6 protein-coding genes are annotated in these 19,636 nt (G+C 70.9%); all 6 read left to right on the top strand.

From position 1 onward, the window contains the following. Nucleotides 1–9: 9 nt before the first annotated feature. The 6 genes from HQ314_RS00565 (at nucleotide 10) to HQ314_RS00540 (ending at nucleotide 19,577) form a co-directional block, all read left to right on the top strand. Nucleotides 10–1,215, top strand: coding sequence for a sensor histidine kinase (locus HQ314_RS00565; protein ID WP_222648923.1), 1,206 nt, complete (start codon nucleotides 10–12; stop codon nucleotides 1,213–1,215). Nucleotides 1,216–1,225: 10 nt separating this feature from the next. Next, nucleotides 1,226–1,888, top strand: a complete 663-nt coding sequence (locus tag HQ314_RS00560; RefSeq protein WP_056444522.1) for a response regulator transcription factor — start codon at nucleotides 1,226–1,228, stop codon at nucleotides 1,886–1,888. 77 nt (nucleotides 1,889–1,965) lie between these two features. Then, nucleotides 1,966–2,502, top strand: a complete 537-nt coding sequence (locus HQ314_RS00555; RefSeq protein ID WP_222648922.1) for an FxsA family protein — start codon at nucleotides 1,966–1,968, stop codon at nucleotides 2,500–2,502. Nucleotides 2,503–2,545: 43 nt separating this feature from the next. Continuing rightward, nucleotides 2,546–4,135, top strand: a complete 1,590-nt coding sequence (locus tag HQ314_RS00550) for an amidohydrolase (protein ID WP_308119167.1) — start codon at nucleotides 2,546–2,548, stop codon at nucleotides 4,133–4,135. Then, nucleotides 4,132–5,712, top strand: coding sequence for an apolipoprotein N-acyltransferase (lnt, locus tag HQ314_RS00545; RefSeq protein WP_308119166.1), 1,581 nt, complete (start codon nucleotides 4,132–4,134; stop codon nucleotides 5,710–5,712). The genes HQ314_RS00550 and lnt overlap by 4 nt, the downstream gene beginning before the upstream one ends. Nucleotides 5,713–6,050: 338 nt before the next feature. Continuing rightward, nucleotides 6,051–19,577: an amino acid adenylation domain-containing protein gene (locus tag HQ314_RS00540; RefSeq protein ID WP_222648920.1), complete on the top strand. Its 13,527-nt coding sequence runs from the start codon at nucleotides 6,051–6,053 to the stop codon at nucleotides 19,575–19,577. Nucleotides 19,578–19,636: the final 59 nt, after the last annotated feature.

Raw genomic sequence — 19,636 nt, 5'->3', positions numbered from 1 at the left:
TCGACCACGATGCGCCGATTCAGCGAATGGCTCCGCCACCGTCCGTTCGCGGTCGACTGTGCGCTGGCGGTGTCGCTCTTCCTCATCGAGCTCACGGCCGTCGCTGCCGTGCAGCAGCCACTCGTCTACGTGGCGATGGCGGTCGCCGTGTCCACGCCGATCGCCTGGCGCCGCCGCTACCCGGTGGCCGCCGCCTGGACGGCGCTCGCACTCGGCCAGGTCGCGACTCTGGGGGTGTGGGCATCGGAGGAACCGCGCACGCTGCCGCCCGGGCAGCTCGGCTTCGTGGTGATGCTCTACACGCTGGCCGTGTACACCGACCGGCGCACGACCCTGCTCTTCGTGCTGGGCCTCGCGGCCGACATCGTCGTCGTGCGACTCGTGCTCGGGTCCGACTGGACCTCCACCATCTTCTTCGTCCTCCTCTACGCCCTGGCCTACATCACGGCGGAGTTCCTCGGGACTCGCCGGGCCTACGTCGCAGAGGTCAGCGCACGGCTCGCCGTCGCCGAATCCGATCGTGACCGACGCGCCGTCGAGGCGGTGTCCGCCGAGCGCACCCGCATCGCCCGCGAACTGCACGACGTGGTGGCCCACGCGGTGAGCGTCATGATCGTGCAGGCGGACGGGGCGTCCTACGCGCTGCGGTCGGACCCGGAGAGGGCCGCGGCGGCACTCGCGAACATCTCCGCGACCGGCCGCACCGCACTCACCGAACTCCGACGCACGGTGTCGCTGTTGCGGACCGACGAGTCGTCCGAGTCCCACCCCGAGTACGGCACCGCGGCCCTCGCCAAGATCGTGGAGTTGATGCGCGCCGCCGGGCTGCGGGTGTCCATCGAGCAGACGGGCGAACTCGACGACCTGCCGCCGGCGGTGTCGCTCGGGGTGCACCGGCTGGTGCAGGAATCGCTCACCAACGTGCTGCGCCACGGCGGTGAGCGGCCCCGAGCCGTGGTGGCCGTGCGCCGCGAACCGTCCGCGGTGACGGTGTCGGTGATCAATTCCTCGGACGACACCGGCCCGGCCGTCGACATCCACGCCGCACCCACCACCAGCGGCTTCGGCGTCATCGGCATGCGCGAACGTGTCGCCGTGCTGGGCGGAGAGCTCCGCGCCGGTCCGCTGCCGGACGGCCGGTGGCGCGTGGCCGCGACGCTGCCCCTCGAACTGAAGGCCGCGCTGGGCGTCGACCAGGACCACCCGGACCGCTAGGTTGTCTCCCGTGTCCATCTCGGTGCTCCTGGTCGACGATCAGGAACTGATGCGCATGGGTCTGTCGATGGTTCTCGGCGCGCAGCCCGACATCGACGTGGTGGGCGACGTGCCCGACGGTGCCACTGCGATCGCCGCGGCCGCGCGCCTCGAACCGGACGTCGTGCTGATGGACGTCCGCATGCCCGGTATCGACGGTGTCTCGGCCACCGAACGCATCATCGCGGCGCAACCCGAGGTGCGGGTCATCGTCATGACGACCTTCGACCTGGACGAACACGCCCTGGGCGCACTGCGTGCCGGTGCCAGCGGATTCCTCCTCAAGGACACGCCTCCGGAGGACCTCGTGTCCGCGATCCGCAGCGTGGCGGCAGGGGACGCCGTCGTCTCGCCGCGGGTGACCCGACGTCTGCTCTCCCGCATCGTCGCCGGGCAACCGCGCGATGTTCCCGGACGATCGGCAGCCGTCGAGTCGCTGACCGACCGTGAGCGCGAGGTGCTGCTGCTCATCGCCGCCGGCAAGTCGAACGCCGAGATCGCGGGTGAGCTGTTCCTGTCCGAGGCGACCGTCAAGACCCACGTCGGCCGCATGCTCACCAAGCTCGGGCTGCGCGATCGCGTCCAGGCCGTCGTGCTCGCCTACGAGCTCGGACTGGTCACTCCGGGCGCCTGACCGGCCGGGAGAAAAACGAGGCGGTCGCGCGTTGACACGGCAGACGGGTTCGACCAGTCGCCGAAAGGACTCCCGCGATGCCACTGCTCTACTTCTTCCTCTACCTCGTCGTCGAGATCAGCGCCCTCGTGTGGCTCGGCTCGGCGATCGGCATCCTGTGGACGGTGTTCGTGGTGATCGCACTGTCCGCTCTGGGCATGGTCGCGATCCGCTCCCAGGGTCGGCGCGTGCTCTCGGAACTGCGCTCGGCCAACGCCGGACGCCGCTCACCCGGCGGCGCGGTCGCGGACGGTGCGCTCGTGGCCCTCGGCTCGGTCCTGCTGACGATCCCCGGTCTCGTCTCGAGCGTCCTCGGCCTGCTGCTGATGATCCCGCTGACCCGCGCGCTGCTGCGTCCGGTCATCGCCCGGTCCGCCGCCCGGCGCGTCGAGACGGCCGTGGCCTCGGGCCGTACGTTCCCGCCCGGTGGATTCGGGCCGCAGGGTTTCGGGCCGCGGGGATTCGGGGCCGGTCACGTGGTCATCGACGGCGACGTGATGCCGGACCGCGGGAATTCGGCCCCTCGCGACACCCGCGGTGTGATCGACGGCACCACCGGCCGCGACGAGCGCTGACCCCCGACACCCCGGCCGCCCGACACCGGGCACACTGGCGAGCGTGAGTACGCATCTGCTGGTCGGCGGACGGATCTACAGCCCGTCCGCGCCCGACGCGACAGCCATGGCCGTCACCGACGGCACCGTCGTCTGGATCGGTGAGGATCGCCCCGCGCGGGCGCTGCATCCCGACGCCGAGGTGGTGGAACTGAACGGGGAGTTCGTGACTCCCGCGTTCGTGGACACCCACGTCCACACCACCGCCACCGGTCTGGCGCTCATCGGACTCGATCTGAGCGGCGCTCGGTCTCTCGACGAGTGCCTGCGCGCTCTCGCCGCGTACGCGGCCGAGGACGGGGGCACCTTGATCTGGGGGCAGAACTGGGACGAGTCGACGTGGCCGGAGGGGCGCGGCCCCACCACCGCGGAGCTCGACGCCGCAGCACCCGGACGGGCCGTGTACCTCTCGCGCATCGACGCGCACTCCGCGGCGTGCTCGACGGTGCTGCGTCGCGCCGCCGGAGACGTGGTCGCCACCGCAGATCCGCAACGGCCGCTCATCGCGGAGGCGCACCATGCCGTGCGCACCCGGGCGCTGGACCTGCTGAGCCCCGCGGGCCGGCACCGCGCCCGCGTCGCCGCGCTCGATCATGCTGCCGCGCACGGGGTCGCCGCCGTGCACGAGTGCGCCGGCCCCGACATCTCCGGCCGCGTCGACCTGGCCGAACTCCTCGCCCTCGAGCACGGCGTCGAGGTGCGCGCCTACTGGGGCGAGGCCGTCTCGACCCCGGACGAGGCGACGGCACTCCTGGCCGCGACCAGCGCGCACGCCCTGGGCGGCGACCTCTTCGTCGACGGTTCGATCGGCTCGCACACCGCCTGGCTGCACGACCACTACGCCGACCACTCCGGTTGCGGCCGTTCGTATCTCGACGTCGACGCGATCGCGGCGCACGTCTCCGCCTGCACGCGGGCCGGGATCCAGGCCGGCTTCCACGTCATCGGCGACGCCGCCACCAGTGCCGTGGTCGAGGCGTTCGGGCGGGTCGTGGCCGAGCTCGGCGGCCCCGCCGTGGCGTCTCGCGGCCATCGCCTCGAGCACATCGAGATGGTGTCGTCCGAGCAGGCCGACGCCCTCGCGGCGTGGGGTGTCATCGCGAGCGTGCAACCGGTGTTCGACACCTACTGGGGCGGTGAGGAGGGCCTGTATGCCACCCGACTCGGCGCGGAGCGCGCTCGCGCACTCAACCCGCTGGCGATGATGGCGTCCGCCGGGGTGTCGCTGGCCATCGGGTCGGACGCACCCGTCACGCCGCTCGAGCCGTGGCGCGGTGTCCGCGGAGCGGTCAACCACCGCACACCGGGCAGTGCCGTCTCGCCCCGCGCCGCGTTCTCCGCGGCCACGCGCGGCGCCTGGCGCGCCGGGGGAGTGCGCGACGGCCTGGCCGGCACGCTGGTGCCGGGCGCGCCGGCCAGCTATGCGGTGTGGGACGCCGCGGAACTGGTCGTGAGCGCACCACGGGACTCGGTGCAGCGCTGGTCCACCGACCCGCGGTCACGAGTTCCGGCCCTGCCTCGCCTCGATCCCGAGGCGCCGGACCCGGTGTGCCTGGAGACCGTGCACCGCGGCACCACGGTGTACCGCGCGTGAGCGTTCCCGCTCGACTGATCCCACCCGCGCGGCTCGCTCTCTCGGCCGGCGCCGGCGCGCTCCTGTTCGCGTCGTTCCCACCGCGATCACTGTGGTTTCTCGCGCCTGTCGCCCTGGCGCTCGTCACGTTCGTCCTGACCGAGCGGCGGGTCGACGGTCCGGTGCGCGCCCTCTCGCTGAGAGGCGGCTTCCTGTACGGGTTCGCCTTCGGCCTCGGCTTCTTCCTGCCGCTGCTCCCGTGGATCGGCGTGTACGTCGGACCGCTGCCGTGGATCGCGCTCGCCGTCGCGGAGTCACTGTTCCTCGGTCTGTTCGGACTGCTCGCCGTGGTGGTGTCCCGCCTGCCGTTCGCCGCGGTGTGGATCACCATGGTGTGGTCACTGACGGAATGGTTGCGCAGCACGGTCCCGTTCGGCGGATTCCCCTGGGGCCGTCTGGCCTTCGGTCAGTCCGAGTCACCCCTGCTTCCGCTGGCCGCACTCGGCGGCGCCCCGCTGCTCAGCGCCGCGGTGGCGCTGATCGGTGTGTGCCTGACGCTGCTGTGCAGGACGGTGCGCACCGGCTTCGCCGTCACCTCGGTCGCCGGGCTGGTCGCGCTCGCCGCCGTGGCGCCGGTCGTCGCACTCGTCGTGCGCCCCACGCTCGCGGGTCCACAGGACGGCGACGACACGATCACCATCGCGGCCATCCAGGGCAGCGTTCCCCGGCTGGGCCTCGACTTCAACGCGCAACGCCGCCAGGTGCTCGACAACCACGTGAACGAGACTCTCCGGCTGGCGGAGGAGGTCGAGGCGGGGCGGACCCCGAAGCCCGACGTCGTCATCTGGCCGGAGAACGCGTCGGACGTCGATCCCACCCGCGACGCGACCGCAGCGGCCGAGATCACCGCCGCCTCCGTGCGGATCGACGCACCGATTCTCGTGGGCGCGGTGCTGTCGAATGCCGACGGCACCTCCACCAACTCGGTCATCGCCTGGGACGGAGCCGCCGGACCGGGGGAGCGCCACGACAAGAAGATCGTCCAACCGTTCGGGGAGTATCTGCCGTACCGCAGCTTCTTCCGGCTGTTCTCCTCGTACGCCGACTCGGCGGGCAACTTCGTGCCCGGCGACGGCGACGGCGTCGTGCACGTGCCCGCCGGCACGGATCGCGAGCAGCGAGCTCTCGCGATGGGTGTCGCGACCTGCTACGAGGTGGCCTTCGACCGCGCACCCACCGAGGCGGTGCGCGCCGGCGCCCAGATTCTCGCGGTGCCCACCAACAACGCGACCTTCGGCGACACGGAGATGACCTACCAGCAGCTGGCCATGTCGCGAGTCCGGGCGGTGGAGCACTCGAGGACCGTCGTGGTCGCCGCCACCAGCGGGGTCAGCGCCGTCATCGCGCCCGATGGTTCCGTGACCTCTCGGACCGCTCTCTTCGACGCCGACCATCTGGTCGCCACGGTGGGTCTGCGCACCGACACCACACTCGCGACGCGGCTGGGATCCACCGTCGAGTACGTGTTCGTGGCCCTCGGCGTCCTGAGTGTGATCGCCGCCACGATACCGAACGTTCGACGGCGCCTGGCCCGCTGACCGGGCACACGGCTCCGCGTCCGCTGGTCGGGGCGGTCTTTCCGCACTTTTCGTGATCTGTCACCGCGATGGACGTAACGTTTCGGGTCCGCAAACCGAGAAGTTGGTAAGTCTCACCCATCCACGGCGGGTGGGTGAGCGAATGCCACATACAGCTCAGTACAGAGTGCGACCACGGTCGGGGACACCGGAAGTCACACACAGCACGCAGACGTGCGGCCGAATCGGCCGCGGCGTCGATGCTCTCTGCGTCCGTTCGGTGGAAGTGTGCGTCGTCTCGCACAGCCCGGGGAGCAGAACCGCTCCTCGGCCACGGGACCGACGAGGAGGAGCGAACGATGACGACGTCGGACAGCGCACCGAGAACCACCGAACCGGCCGACACGACACCTACCGTGAACCGGACAGCGTCCGATCCCTTCCCGCTCTCCCCGGCGCAGGCCAGCCTGTGGTTCGCCCAGAAGCTCGCTCCCGAGGTTCCCCTCACCGTCGCGCAGTACGTCGACGTGCAGGGTGACCTCGACATCGACCTGCTCGAGCGCGTGGGTGCCCGCGCGGCCGCGGAACTCCAATCCGGCGAGATCAGGCTCGTGGAGATCGACGGTCAGCCGTATCAGGTCGTCGACCCGGCAGCCACCGTGCGCACCACTCGGCTCGACGTCCGGTCCGAGGCGGACCCGATCGCCGCGGCCCTGGCCTGGATGCAGAAGGAGATGCGCTCCCCGGTCGATCTGGACCGCGATCCGCTGACCGTCAACGTCGTCTTCCGCGTCGAGGACCACCGCTACTTCTGGTACACCCGCATGCACCACATCGCCGGTGACGGATACGGCGCCGTCACCGCCATGAAGCGCGTCGCCGAGCTGTACACCAACGAGCAGGCCGGTGTTCCCACCCCGGACAGCAAGGCCGGCGACCTGGCCACGCTCTACGCGGCAGAACGCGCGTATCGCACCTCCACCAGGTTCGAGACCGACCGCGCCTTCTGGCAGGACACGCTCCAGGGTCTGCCGGACACCTTCTCCCTCGCCGATCGCACCGCCCCGGCCGCGCCGAGTCGCCTGCGACTCAACGGTGTCACCGACGAGACCGTCGGCGACATGCTCACCTCCGCGGAGGAGCGATTCGACGCCAGTGCCGCTGCCGTCGTGGCCGCGTCCTTCGCCGCCTACCTGCACCGGGTCACCGGGCGCGCCGACGTCGTCATGAGTCTGCCGGTGTCCGTCCGCACCACCGCGGCGCTGCGCCGCTCGGGCGGCATGGTGTCCAACGTCGTACCGATCCGCGTGCACATCTCGCCCGACATGAACATCGGCGACCTGGTGTCGTCGGTGACCCTCGAGATCACCGGTGCGCTGCGCCACCAGAAATACCGCCACGAGGACATCCGCCGCGACCACGGCAGCTCGACCATGCACCGCGGGTTCTTCGGACCCATGGTGAACATCATGCTGTTCGACTGGACCGTCGGTCTGGGCGATCTGGTGGGCCGGCTGCACCTGCTCTCCAGCGGTCCCATCGAGGACTTCACCTTCAACGTCTACAACAGCGGCGGCAACTCGCTGAACATCGACTTCGAGGGCAACCCGTCGCTGTACGACGAGGACACCCTCGCCGCCCATCATCGGCGGTTCCTCGCCTTCTTCGAGAACTTCCTGGGACGTGGGGCACGAACTCGCGTCTCCGGTCTCGACGTCGTGCTGCCCGACGAGTACGACCGTGTGGTCACCGAGTTCAACGACACAGCCGTGAGCGTTCCGCGGACCACGCTGCCCGCGCTGTTCGACGCACAGGTGCGGCGCACCCCGGACGCGACGGCCCTGGAGTTCGCCGGCACCGCACTGACGTACGCGGAACTCGATCGTCGCTCGTCCCGCCTGGCGCGGGCGTTGATCGCCCGCGGCGTCGGACCCGACGTGCTCGTGGGCCTGGCAATGCAGCGCTCGCTCGACCTCGTCGTCGCGATGTACGCGATCGAGAAGGCCGGCGGCGCCTACGTACCGCTCGACCCCGATCATCCCGCCGAGCGTCTCGGCCACGTCCTCGACACCGCCCGGCCCGCGTGCGTGCTGACGGTGTCCACGCAGGGTGTCGTCCTGCCCGACACCGCTGCACGCGTCGACGTCGACATGCTCGATCTCGCCGGCCTCGCCGACACGCCGGTCGGCGACAGTGAGCGCACGGCGACTCTGCGACCCGATTCGCTGGCGTACGTGATCTTCACGTCGGGTTCCACGGGCCGCCCCAAGGGTGTCGGGGTGTCGCACCAGGCGATCGTCAACCGACTGCTGTGGATGCAGAACGAGTACTACCTCGGCGCCGACGACGCCGTGTTGCAGAAGACTCCGGCGACGTTCGACGTCTCGGTGTGGGAGTTCTTCTGGCCGCTCCAGGTCGGCGCCCGCCTGGTGATCGCGGAGCCCGACGGGCATCGCGATCCGCGCTACCTCGCCTCGATCATCGCCGGATCAGGCGTCACCACGGCACATTTCGTGCCCTCGATGCTCGGCGCCTTCGTCGCTGAACTGCGCGCGTCCGACGCCCGGCTCGGTGACCTGCGTCAGGTGTTCTGCAGCGGTGAGGCACTGCCCGCGGAGACGGCATCGGCATTCCGCTCGCTCACCGGGTCCGCGCTGCACAACCTCTACGGGCCGACCGAGGCCGCCGTCGACGTCACCTACTGGGAGGTGACCGACGCCGACGCCGTCACGGTGCCGATCGGACGGCCGGTGTGGAACACCGCGTTGCAGATCCTCGACGCCCGGCTCGAGCCGGTTCCGGTGGGAACGGCGGGCGAGCTCTACCTCGCGGGCGACCAGCTCGCCCGTGGCTACGTCGGTCGGCCCGATCTGAGCGCCGACCGGTTCGTCGCCGACCCGCTGTCGGCGGACGGCACCCGCATGTACCGCACCGGCGACCTGGCGCGTTGGCGGGCCGACGGCGCCGTCGAATACCTGGGCCGCACCGACTGCCAGGTCAAGATCCGCGGACTGCGGATCGAGCTCGGCGACGTCGAGGCGGCTCTGGTCGCGCATCCCGCCGTGCACCACGCGGTGGCCGTGGCCCACGTCGACGAGCGCGGCGAGACCACGCTCGTCGCGTACGTCGCACCCGAGCCCGGCACCGACGCGGCGAGCGTCGAGGTCCGCGCTGTCGCCGCGACCGTCGCCGACCGCCTCCCGTCCTACATGGTGCCGTCGCTGGTGATCGTTCTCGACGCACTTCCGTTGAGCGCCAACGGCAAGGTCGACCGCAAGGCACTGCCGGAACCGGTGCGCCGCCGGGCCGACGTACCCTCGGTCCCGCCGCGCACAGAGGTCGAGCGACGCATCGCCGAGACCATCGCCGACGTGCTGGACGTCCCCGTTCCCGGTGTCCACGACAGCTTCTTCGAGATCGGCGGCAACTCGCTGCTGGCCACGCGCGTGGTCTCGCGCATCAGCGCCGAGCTCGGTGCCGACGTGGGCATCAAGGACCTCTTCGAGGCGCCGACCGTGGCACGTCTGGCGGATCGCGTCGCCCATGCGCCCGTGGTCACCACCGGGCCGCCGCTGGTCGCAGGACCTCGCCCGGATCGCATTCCCCTCTCGCTCGCCCAACAGCGACTGTGGTTCCTGAACCGGTTCGACTCGGCGTCCCCGGCGTACAACATGCCGTTCGCCATCACGTTGCACGGCGACCTCGACGCGGACGCTCTGAGTGTCGCGCTCGCCGACGTCCTGGAGCGCCACGAGACGCTGCGCACCGTGTATCCCGACTCCGCCGACGGTCCGCACCAGGTGGTGCAGGACCCCGCGCACCACGACCTCGCGCCGATCGACACCGACGACTCGGCGCTGGCCGACACCGTGCGGGAGTTCGCGTCTCACGGATTCGACGTCACGCGGGAGCACCCGGTCCGTGTCCGCCTGTTCCGCACCTCGCCGACGTCGCACACGCTGGCCGTGGTGCTGCACCACATCGCGTCGGACGGGTTCTCCTTCGGCCCCCTCGCGACCGATGTCATGACCGCCTACGCTGCGCGGACGCAGGGGAGTGCGCCGCTGTGGGCACCGCTCGACGTGCAGTACGCGGACTTCACGCTCTGGCAGCACGCCGCACTCGGAGACGAGAACGATCCGACCTCGATCCTGCGCAGTCAGATCGACTACTGGACCGCGCGGTTGGACGGCCTGCCCGACACGCTCGAGCTGCCGACGGATCGCCCCCGTCCCGCTGCACCGTCGCACCGCGGCGGCGCCCACGACTTCCACATCGACGCCCATCTGCACCAGCAGCTCCTCGTGCTCGCATCGGACACCTCGGCCAGCCTGTTCATGGTGTTGCACGCGGCACTGTCCGCGCTGCTGGGACGGCTCGCGGACTCGGACGACGTCGCGATCGGGTCGCCCATCGCCGGTCGCGGCCACCGCGCGCTCGACGGACTCGTCGGCATGTTCGTCAACACACTGGTGCTGCGGTCGACGCCCGCGCCGCACGTCCCGTTCACCGACCTCCTCCGCGAGGTACGCGATCACGACCTCGAGGCGTTCGCCCGCGCGGACGTCCCGTTCGAGCGTGTCGTCGACGCGGTGGCACCGGAACGCTCGACGTCGCGCCACCCGCTGTTCCAGGTCGTTCTCTCCTTCGAGAACCTCGCGCCGGTCCGCGTCGAGATGGCCGGACTGGATGTCGAGGTCGCCGAAATCGACTCCGGCACAGCCAAGTTCGACCTCACACTGCAGCTCTCGGAGCGCACCACGGTCGACGGTCGGCCCGACGGGGTCGATGCGCGCCTGGGCTACGCCCGCGATCTGTTCGACGACGCGACAGCCGCGACGATGGCGCAGCGACTGGTGTCCGTCATGCGATCGGTCGCGGCGGATCCCACCCGAGCGATCGGCGACATCGACCTGTCCACGTCCACCGACGCTCCTGCCGTCCTCGTGGGCGCGGCAGCCGGGCCCACCTCGTCGCTCGCCGACATCCTCGTCTCGGCCGCGCGGCGCGATCCGTCCGCCACCGCCGTCGTCACGGCGGACGGCTCCGTCACGTACGGCGAACTCGACGACGCGTCGGACCTGCTGGCGCACGCGTTGATCGCCGAGGGGGTCGGCCCGGAATCGATCGTGCCCGTGTGCCTCGAGCGCTCGATCGACTCGATCGTCGCGACCTGGGCCGTGACGAAGACCGGCGCCGCCTTCCTCCCGGTGGATCCGCGCTACCCGGCGGAGCGCATCGAGCGCATGGTCACCGACGTCGCCGCGTCCCTCGGTATCGCTGCCGCGGGAGCCGCACTGCCCGTTGCGGTCCGGTGGGTCACCGTCGATCACCGATCCGACGAGTCCTCGGCGGCACTGCCCGTACGGGTGCGCCCGGAGAACCCGGCCTACCTCATCTTCACGTCCGGATCCACGGGCACCCCCAAGGCGGTCGTGGTGCCGCACCGCGGCCTCGCCGACTTCGCCCGCGAGCAGGTGGCGACCTACCGAGTCGGACCGCGATCGCGCACACTGCATTTCGCCTCGCCGAGTTTCGACGCCTCGATCCTGGAACTGCTCATGGGATTCGCCGCGGGCGCGACCGTCGTGGTCGCCGGTACCGACGTCTACGGCGGCGACCGCCTCACCGCACTGCTGCGTGATCAGCGGGTGACCCACGCCTTCGTCACCCCTGCTGCTCTCGAGACGGTGGACCCTGCGGACCTCGACGCTCTGACCTTCGTCGGGGTCGGCGGCGACGTCTGCAGTCCCGCCCTGGTCGAACGGTGGGCGCCCGGCCGCCGCATGCTCAACCTGTACGGGCCGTCCGAGGCCACCGTCGTCGCGACCCTGACACCGCCGATGGCACCCGGCTCGCCCGTCACCATCGGCGCCCCGCGCCGCGGTGTCGACGTGCGGGTGCTCGATCGTCGTCTGCGCCCGGTGGTCCCCGGAGTTCCCGGCGAGCTCTACCTGTCCGGGCCGGCGCTGGCCCGCGGGTACCTCGGGCGCCTGCCGCTGACCTCCACCCGCTTCGTCGCCGATCCGTTCGGCACCCCGGGTGACCGTATGTACCGCACCGGCGACGTCGTCGCCGCCGTGACCACCACCGCGGGAACCGAACTGGTGTTCCGCGGCCGAGCCGACGACCAGGTCAAGGTGCGGGGTCACCGCATCGAACTCGCCGAGATCGACGCGGTGCTCCAGCGTCATCCGTCGGTCACGTTCTCCGTCACGAGCGTGCAGAACGCGGGCCGGGCCGACGCCCGCCTGGTCTCGCACCTCACGCTCGCGCCTGGCGCCGCCGGAACCGAGCCGGTGCTCGAGCACGCCCGCCGCACCCTGCCCGGGTACATGGTGCCGTCCGCGGTGGTCGTGCTCGACGAGGTGCCCCTCACCCCGTCGGGCAAGCTCGATCGCCGCGCGCTGCCGATGCCCACACCGGAGACGGCGGAGACGGCGTACCGCGAGCCCCGCACCGAGACCGAGTGGACCGTCGCCCGCGTGTTCGCGGACGTCCTGACGGTGCCCCGGGTCGGTCTGGACGACAGCTTCTTCGACGCCGGTGGCAACTCGTTGATGGCGACCCGTGTCACGAGTGCGATCGGCGCCGCGCTGAGCCGTGAGGTGGAGGTGCGCACTCTCTTCGAGGCCCCGACCGTCGAGGCGCTCGCGGCTCACCTCGACGCCGACAGCGGTGCGGCGTCGCGGATCCCGCTCGTCGCGATCCCGGCGGCGAGCCGTCCGGACCGGATTCCGCTGTCGTCGCCGCAGCAACGGCTGTGGTTCCTCAACCGCTTCGACCCGACCTCCGACGCCTACAACATCTCGTTCTCGGTGCACCTGGACGGCGTCCTCGACGCCCCCGCGATGGCACTGGCGTTGGCCGACGTGGTGGAACGGCACGAGAGCCTGCGGACCATGTTCCCCGAGAGCGATCACGGACCGCACCAGGTCGTCGCACCGGCAGCACCCGCACCGCTCACGACGACCGTCGTGGACCGCGGCGACGTCGCGGACGCGCTGACCCGGTTCGCCCGTCGCGGGTTCGATCTCACGGTCGAGACCCCGCTGCGCACCACTCTTCTGTCGATCTCCGAGACGGAGCACGTGCTCGGTCTCGTCGTACACCACATCGCCGCGGACGGGTGGTCCCTCGGACCGCTGACCCGCGACGTCATGGTCGCCTACGCTGCCCGCACCCGCGGAGCTGCCCCGCAGTGGACCCCACTTCCGGTGCAGTACAGCGACTTCACCCTGTGGCAGCGAGCCGTGCTCGGAGACGAGGCCGACCCGGAGAGCCGGGCACACCGCGACCTCTCCTTCTGGACCGACACTCTGGCCGACCTTCCGGACGAGTGCACCCTGCCCGGCGATCGCGTCCGCCCGGCGGCGCCGTCCCACCGGGCCGGCGTCCACGAGTTCGCCGTCGATCCAGCCGTGATGACCGCCCTGTCGGCCGTCGCCGAGCGCCGGGGCGGCACCACGTTCATGGCGATGCACGCCGCACTCGCGGTCACGCTCGCTCGGCTCGCCGACACCCGGGACGTGGTGATCGGCACCCCGATCGCCGGCCGACGCGATCGCGCACTGGACGAGCTGGTCGGCATGTTCGTCGGCACACTGGTCCTGCGCTCCGACGTGGCGCCGTCCGACACCTTCGCCGACGTTCTCGGCCGGGTCCGCAGCACCGATCTCGACGCGTTCGCCCACGCGGACCTGCCGTTCGAGCGTCTGGTCGACGCTCTGTCGCCGTCGCGGACGGCCGGTCGGCACCCGCTCGTGCAGGTCGTGCTGGCCTTCCAGTCCGACGGTGTCACCAGCGGCGAACTCGACGGTCTCACCGTCACCGCGTCGGAGATCGACCTGCAGCGCAGCAAGTTCGACGTCGAGCTCGCCGTCACGGAGAGCACCGACGCCGACGGCGAGCGGTCGTGGCGGTTCCGCGTCACCTACACGCGCGATCTCTACGACGAGAGCACCATCGCCGCCTTCGCGGACCGTGTCAGCGCCGTGCTCACCACGGTGGCCCGAGACCCGTCGGTGACCGTGGGCGACATCGAACTCCTGTCCCATCAGGAGTCCCGCGAGCTGACGACACGGGCCGGCGAGCGTCCCGGCGCACCGGTACTGCTGCCCGACCTGTGGGCCGCCGTCGCGCGGGAGAACGCGAACACCACTGCGCTGGTGCATGATCCGTCCCACGGCGTCGACGTCACGGCTCGGCGGTCGCGCACGTACGCCGAGCTCGATGCCGACGCCACCCGTCTCGCCCGGGTCCTGCTCGAACGCGGAGCCGGACCCGAGCGCGTCGTCGCCCTGGCGCTCACCCGGTCGGCGGAGTCCGTCGCGGCGATGCTCGCCGTGGCGATGACAGGCGCGGCCTGGGTCCCCGTCGATCCGCGCTACCCGGCGGACCGCATCGACCACATGCTCACCGACAGCGGGGCCGACCTCGGTGTCTGCACCGTGGCCGACCGCCCGGCGGCAGGACGGGACGTCGACTGGATCGTGCTCGACGACCCGGCCACCGTCGCCGACATCGCGACCCGGTCGACGGAACCCGTCACGGACCGTGACCGGACGTCCACGCTGCGTGTCGACCATCCGGCCTACGTCATCTACACCTCCGGATCGACGGGACTGCCCAAGGGCGTCGCCGTGACGCACTCGGGACTCTCCTCGTTCGCAGAGGTGCAGCGCACGACGTTCGGCATCACCGGAACATCGCGGACCCTGCACTTCGCCTCGCCGAGCTTCGACGCGTCGGTGCTCGAGATCCTGATGGCGATGGGCGCCGGCTCCACCGTCGTCGTCGCCCCGAGCGACGTCTACGGCGGCGCGGAACTGGCCGAGCTGATCGACCGCGAGTCGGTTTCGCACGCCTTCGTCACCCCGGCCGCGCTCGCGACCGTCGACGTCGCCGCCGGATCACTGCCGAGTCTCACCACCGTGGTGGTGGGCGGCGACACGTGCTCCGCGGACCTGGTGCGGCGCTGGTCGGTCGGACGTTCGCTGTACAACGGGTACGGTCCGACGGAGGCGACCATCGTCGCCGCCATCGCGGAACTGCGTGCCGACGAACCGGTCACCATCGGTACGCCCATCGCCGGAGTCCGCGCCGTGGTGCTCGACGCGCGTCTGCATCCGGTGCCGGTCGGCGTCACGGGTGAGCTGTACCTGTCGGGTGTCGGCGTCGCTCGCGGCTACCTCGACCGCGCGGGACTGACGGCGGGCCGGTTCGTGGCCGATCCGTACGGCACCGCGGGGGAGCGGATGTACCGCACCGGCGATGTCGTGCGGTGGACTGCGGACGGCCGGCTCGACTACGTCGGACGCTCGGACACCCAGGTCAAGATCCGCGGATTCCGCATCGAGCTCGGTGAGATCGACGCCGCACTGACGAGGGACCCGTCCGTCGGCTTCGCGCACACTCTGGTGCACACCGATGCCTCCGGTCGCGCCTCGCTGGCGTCCTACGTCGTCGCCGCCACCGGACACGACATCGATGTCGACGCGGTCACGGGCGGCGTCCGCTCCGTCCTGCCCGGCCACATGGTGCCGGCATCGATGACGGTTCTCGAGCGCATCCCTCTCACTCCCGTCGGCAAGCTGGACGTGCGGGCGCTTCCCGCCCCGGTCGTCGTGGCCGTCGACCGCACTCACGACGCGCCGGCCTCCGAGACCGAGCGGGCCGTCGCCGAGATCGTGGCGGCAGTGCTGGACCTCGACGTCGAGGTCGGACGCGACGACAGCTTCTTCGCACTCGGTGGCAACTCTCTGTTGGCCACACAGGTCGCGTCCCGCCTGGGTTCCACTCGCGGCGTTCGGGTTCCGGTTCGGGCACTCTTCGAGCACCCGACGGTCGCAGCCCTCGCCGCGCACGTCGACGGGCTGGCCGAGTCCGCCGGCCCCGCTCTCGAGGCACGGCCTCGACCCGACCGGATCCCGCTGTCCTCGGCGCAGCAACGCCTGTGGTTCCTCAACAGGTTCGACCGGGCGTCGGGGGCGTACAACGTGCCCTTCGCGGTGCGCCTGACGGGACCGCTCGACATCGCCGCCCTGGAGGCCGCGCTGCGCGACCTCGTCGACCGCCACGAGGTGCTCCGGACCGTGTACCCGGACTCGCCCGAGGGCCCGCACCAGGTGATCCTGCCTGCGGACGAGGTGCCGGTGGCGCTGGAGCCCGTCGTGACCGAGCCCTCCGCGGTGACGGCCGCGATCGTCACGAGCGCGGCTCGAGGGTTCGACGTGACCACGCAGGCACCGCTGCGGGTGGACCTGCTCGAGGTGACGGCCGGGGTCGAGCACGTCCTCGTCGTCACGCTGCACCACATCGCCGCGGACGGCTGGTCGCTGGCGCCGCTCGCCGCCGACCTGCTCACCGCCTACACCGCGCGGTCCACCGGCACGGCACCCGCGACGGAGCCACTGACGGTGCAGTACGCGGACTACACGCTGTGGCAGCGTGACCGGCTCGGCTCCGAGGACGACCCGTCGAGCCTCGTCTCGACGCAACTGGCGTTCTGGACGGCGGCGTTGACCGGAGCTCCCGACCGTATCGACATCCCCACCGACCGTCCGCGGCCGAGCGTGCCGTCTCACCGGGGCGGGGTGGTCACCACCACGGTGGGTGTCGACACGCACCGGCGGCTCGTCGACCTCGCGCGGCGGGAGAACGCGACGCTGTTCATGGCCGTCCACACCGCCCTCGCCGTCGTGCTCGGCCGTCTCGCCGGCCGCTTCGACACGTCCGTCGGTACCGCGGTCGCCGGCCGCGGCGACCAGGCACTGGACGCGCTGGTCGGAATGTTCGTCAACACACTGGTACTGCGCACGCGGGTCTCGCCGACCGCGTCGCTGACCGAGGCGTTGCAGCACGTGCGCGCGGTCGATCTGGACGCGTTCGCGCACCCCGACGTTCCGTTCGAACGTCTGGTGGACGTGCTGCACCCACAGCGCAGCACGAGCCATCACCCGTTGTTCCAGATCATGTTGTCGTTGCAGGACGACGTTCCGACGACTGCACGCATGGGCGAGGTGACCGTCGACGCGGCCGAGGTGGACGTCGCCGTCGCCAAGTTCGACATCCAGTTCACGGTCACCGACCGGCGCACCGACGACAGGGACCCGGCGGGGCTGACCGTCACCGCCGACTACGCGACCGATCTGTTCGACGCCGCCACCGTGAGCACCATGCTCGATCGTCTGGTGGGCGTGTTGGGCGTCCTGGCCACCGAACCCGACCGCAGCGTCGGCAGCGTCGAGATGTTGACCTCGCAGGAGCGAGCCCAACTGGTGCCCGTGCACGGCGGCGAGACCGATCCCGATCCGTCGCTGACCCTGTCCGAGGTGTTCGAGCAGACCGCACGCCGGGTTCCCGGCCGCATCGCGGCGGAGTACCTCGGCGCCCACATCACCTACGGCGAGCTCGACCGACGTTCGACCACGCTGGCCCGAGCTCTCGTCCGGCGCGGTGTCGGACCGGAATCACTGGTGGCCCTGGGCTTCACGCGATCCTTCGACTCCCTCGTCGCTGTCCTGGCCGTCGCGAAGGCCGGCGGCGCCTTCGTCCCGGTCGACCCGCACTACCCGGCCGACCGCGTCCGTCACATGCTGACGGACTCGGCGACCACGTGGGGACTGACGACCGCAGAGCACCTGGCGGCCGTGGACGGAGTCTCGTCGACACGGTGGCTCGTGCTCGACGACGCGGACACCCTGGCCGAGCTGGCTCGTACGTCCGACGAACCCCTCACACCCGCAGAGCTTCTCGTACCCATCGCTCTCGTGCACCCCGCGTACGTCATCTACACCTCGGGGTCGACCGGGACACCGAAGGGCGTCGTCGTCACCCACGCCGGCCTGTCGAACTTCGCCGGCGAGCTGCGCGATCGATTCGAGGTCGACGAGACGGCGCGCGTGCTGCACTTCGCGACACCGAGTTTCGACGCCGCCGTCATGGATCAGCTGTTCGCGTACGGATCCGGCGCGACACTCGTCGTGTCACCGCCCGGGGTCTACGGCGGCCGCGAACTGGGCGACCTGTTGGGATCGGAACGCATCACGCACGCCTTCATCACGACCGCGGCGTTGTCGACCGCGGACCCGGCGAGCGCGACGTCGTTGCGACACATTCTCGTCGGCGGCGAGGCGTGCCCACCGGAACTGGTGGAGCGCTGGGCTCCGGGACGCTCGCTGTACAACGTGTACGGGCCGACGGAGACGACCATCGTCACGACGATGAGTGCGCCGATGGTGCCCAAGGGTCCGGTCACGATCGGTGGACCGATCCGCGGTGTCGCGGCGCAGGTGCTCGACCGCCAGCTGCAACCGGTGCCGTTCGGCGTCGTCGGCGAGCTGTACCTTGCCGGACCGGAACTCGCTCGCGGCTACCTCGGGCGCACGGCGTTGACGTCGTCGCGGTTCGTCGCCGATCCGCACGGCAAGCCGGGTGAGCGCCTCTACCGCACCGGTGACCTGGTGCGCTGGCGCGAGTCCGCCGACGGCGACCCGACCCTGTCCTACGTGGGCCGGACCGATCATCAGGTCAAGATCCGCGGGTTCCGCATCGAGCTGGGTGAGATCGACGCCGCGTTCGACGTGCACGACGGCGTGGACTTCGCGACCACGATGGGCCACGTCCTGCCCTCGGGGGACACCGTGCTGGTGTCCTATGTCCTGCCGCACCGGGAGTCGTCGGTCGACACGGCGTCGTTGCGTCGCCATCTGCAGGAGCGACTGCCCGGCTACATGGTGCCGCAGTCGATCATGCTGCTGGACGAGCTGCCGCTGACCTCCGTCGGCAAACTCGATCGGCGAGCGCTGCCCGCTCCGGAGTTCGCCGTCACCGGCGAGCATCGCGATCCGGGCACCGCGACCGAGCGCGCCGTCTGCGCTGTCTACGAGGAGATCCTGGGGGTGGCCGGAGTCGGACTCGACGACAGCTTCTTCGAACTCGGCGGCACGTCGCTGGTGGGGACGCGCGTGGTCGCTCGACTCGAAGAGACCCTCGGCACGACGGTTCCGATGCAATGGTTGTTCACCGACTCCACGCCGGCAGCTCTCGCCGCGCGCATCGACGACACCGCGCATCTGTCGGCGGACGAGGTCGCGGCGACGGCCACGGCGTCACTGGACATGCTGCTGCCGCTGCGCCCGCAGGGTTCCGCGTCACCGGTGTTCTGCATTCATCCGGCGTTCGGACTGTCCTGGAGTTACAGCGGTCTGCTCGCCCACCTCGACTCGAATCAGCCGGTGTACGGCCTGCAGTCACCCGTCGTCTCGGGACGCACCGAGGAGTTCGACACGGTCGAGGAGCTGGCCCGGTACTACGTTCGCGAGATCCGGTCGATCCAGCCGCACGGTCCGTACCACCTGCTGGGCTGGTCGCTCGGAGGCCTCATCGCCCACGCGATGACCGTCGAGCTGCAGCGGGTGGGGGAGAGCGTCGCGACGCTGACCATGCTCGACAGCTACGTGCTCGCCGACGAGTACCTCGAGTCGACACCGTCGGTGAGGGATCTCATCGAGGAGTTCACCGGCCACGAGTTGCCGGCAGGCGTGGAACCGACGGTCGCGGAGGCGGCGGCCGCGCTGCGGTCCGAGGGTGGTCCGATGGCGGCGATGACCGTCGGCACCCTCGAGCGGCTGTACGCGGGCTACGTGAACGGGACCTCGCTGGCGCACGGGTACTCACCGGGCGTCGTGGACTGCGACGTGCTGTTCTTCACGGCGACCGAGGACGAGGTGAATCGGAACGACGTACGGCGGACCGCCTCGGCCTGGCGTCGACACGTCCGCGGTGCCATCCACGATCACGCGGTGCCGGTCGCACACTCCGCGATGACCGATCCGCAGGCACTCGCGATCATCGGACCGATCGTCGCGCAGCACCTGCGCTGATCTCGGACGGACCCGAGACACACCGAGGGCCCCGGAGCAGATGCTCCGGGGCCCTCGGT

This window comes from Rhodococcus sp. BP-332 (assembly GCF_019836065.1).
Taxonomy (GTDB): Bacteria; Actinomycetota; Actinomycetes; order Mycobacteriales; family Mycobacteriaceae; genus Rhodococcoides.
The sequence above is the reverse complement of the archived record's forward strand: the minus strand, read 5'-3'. Positions and strand labels throughout refer to the sequence as shown.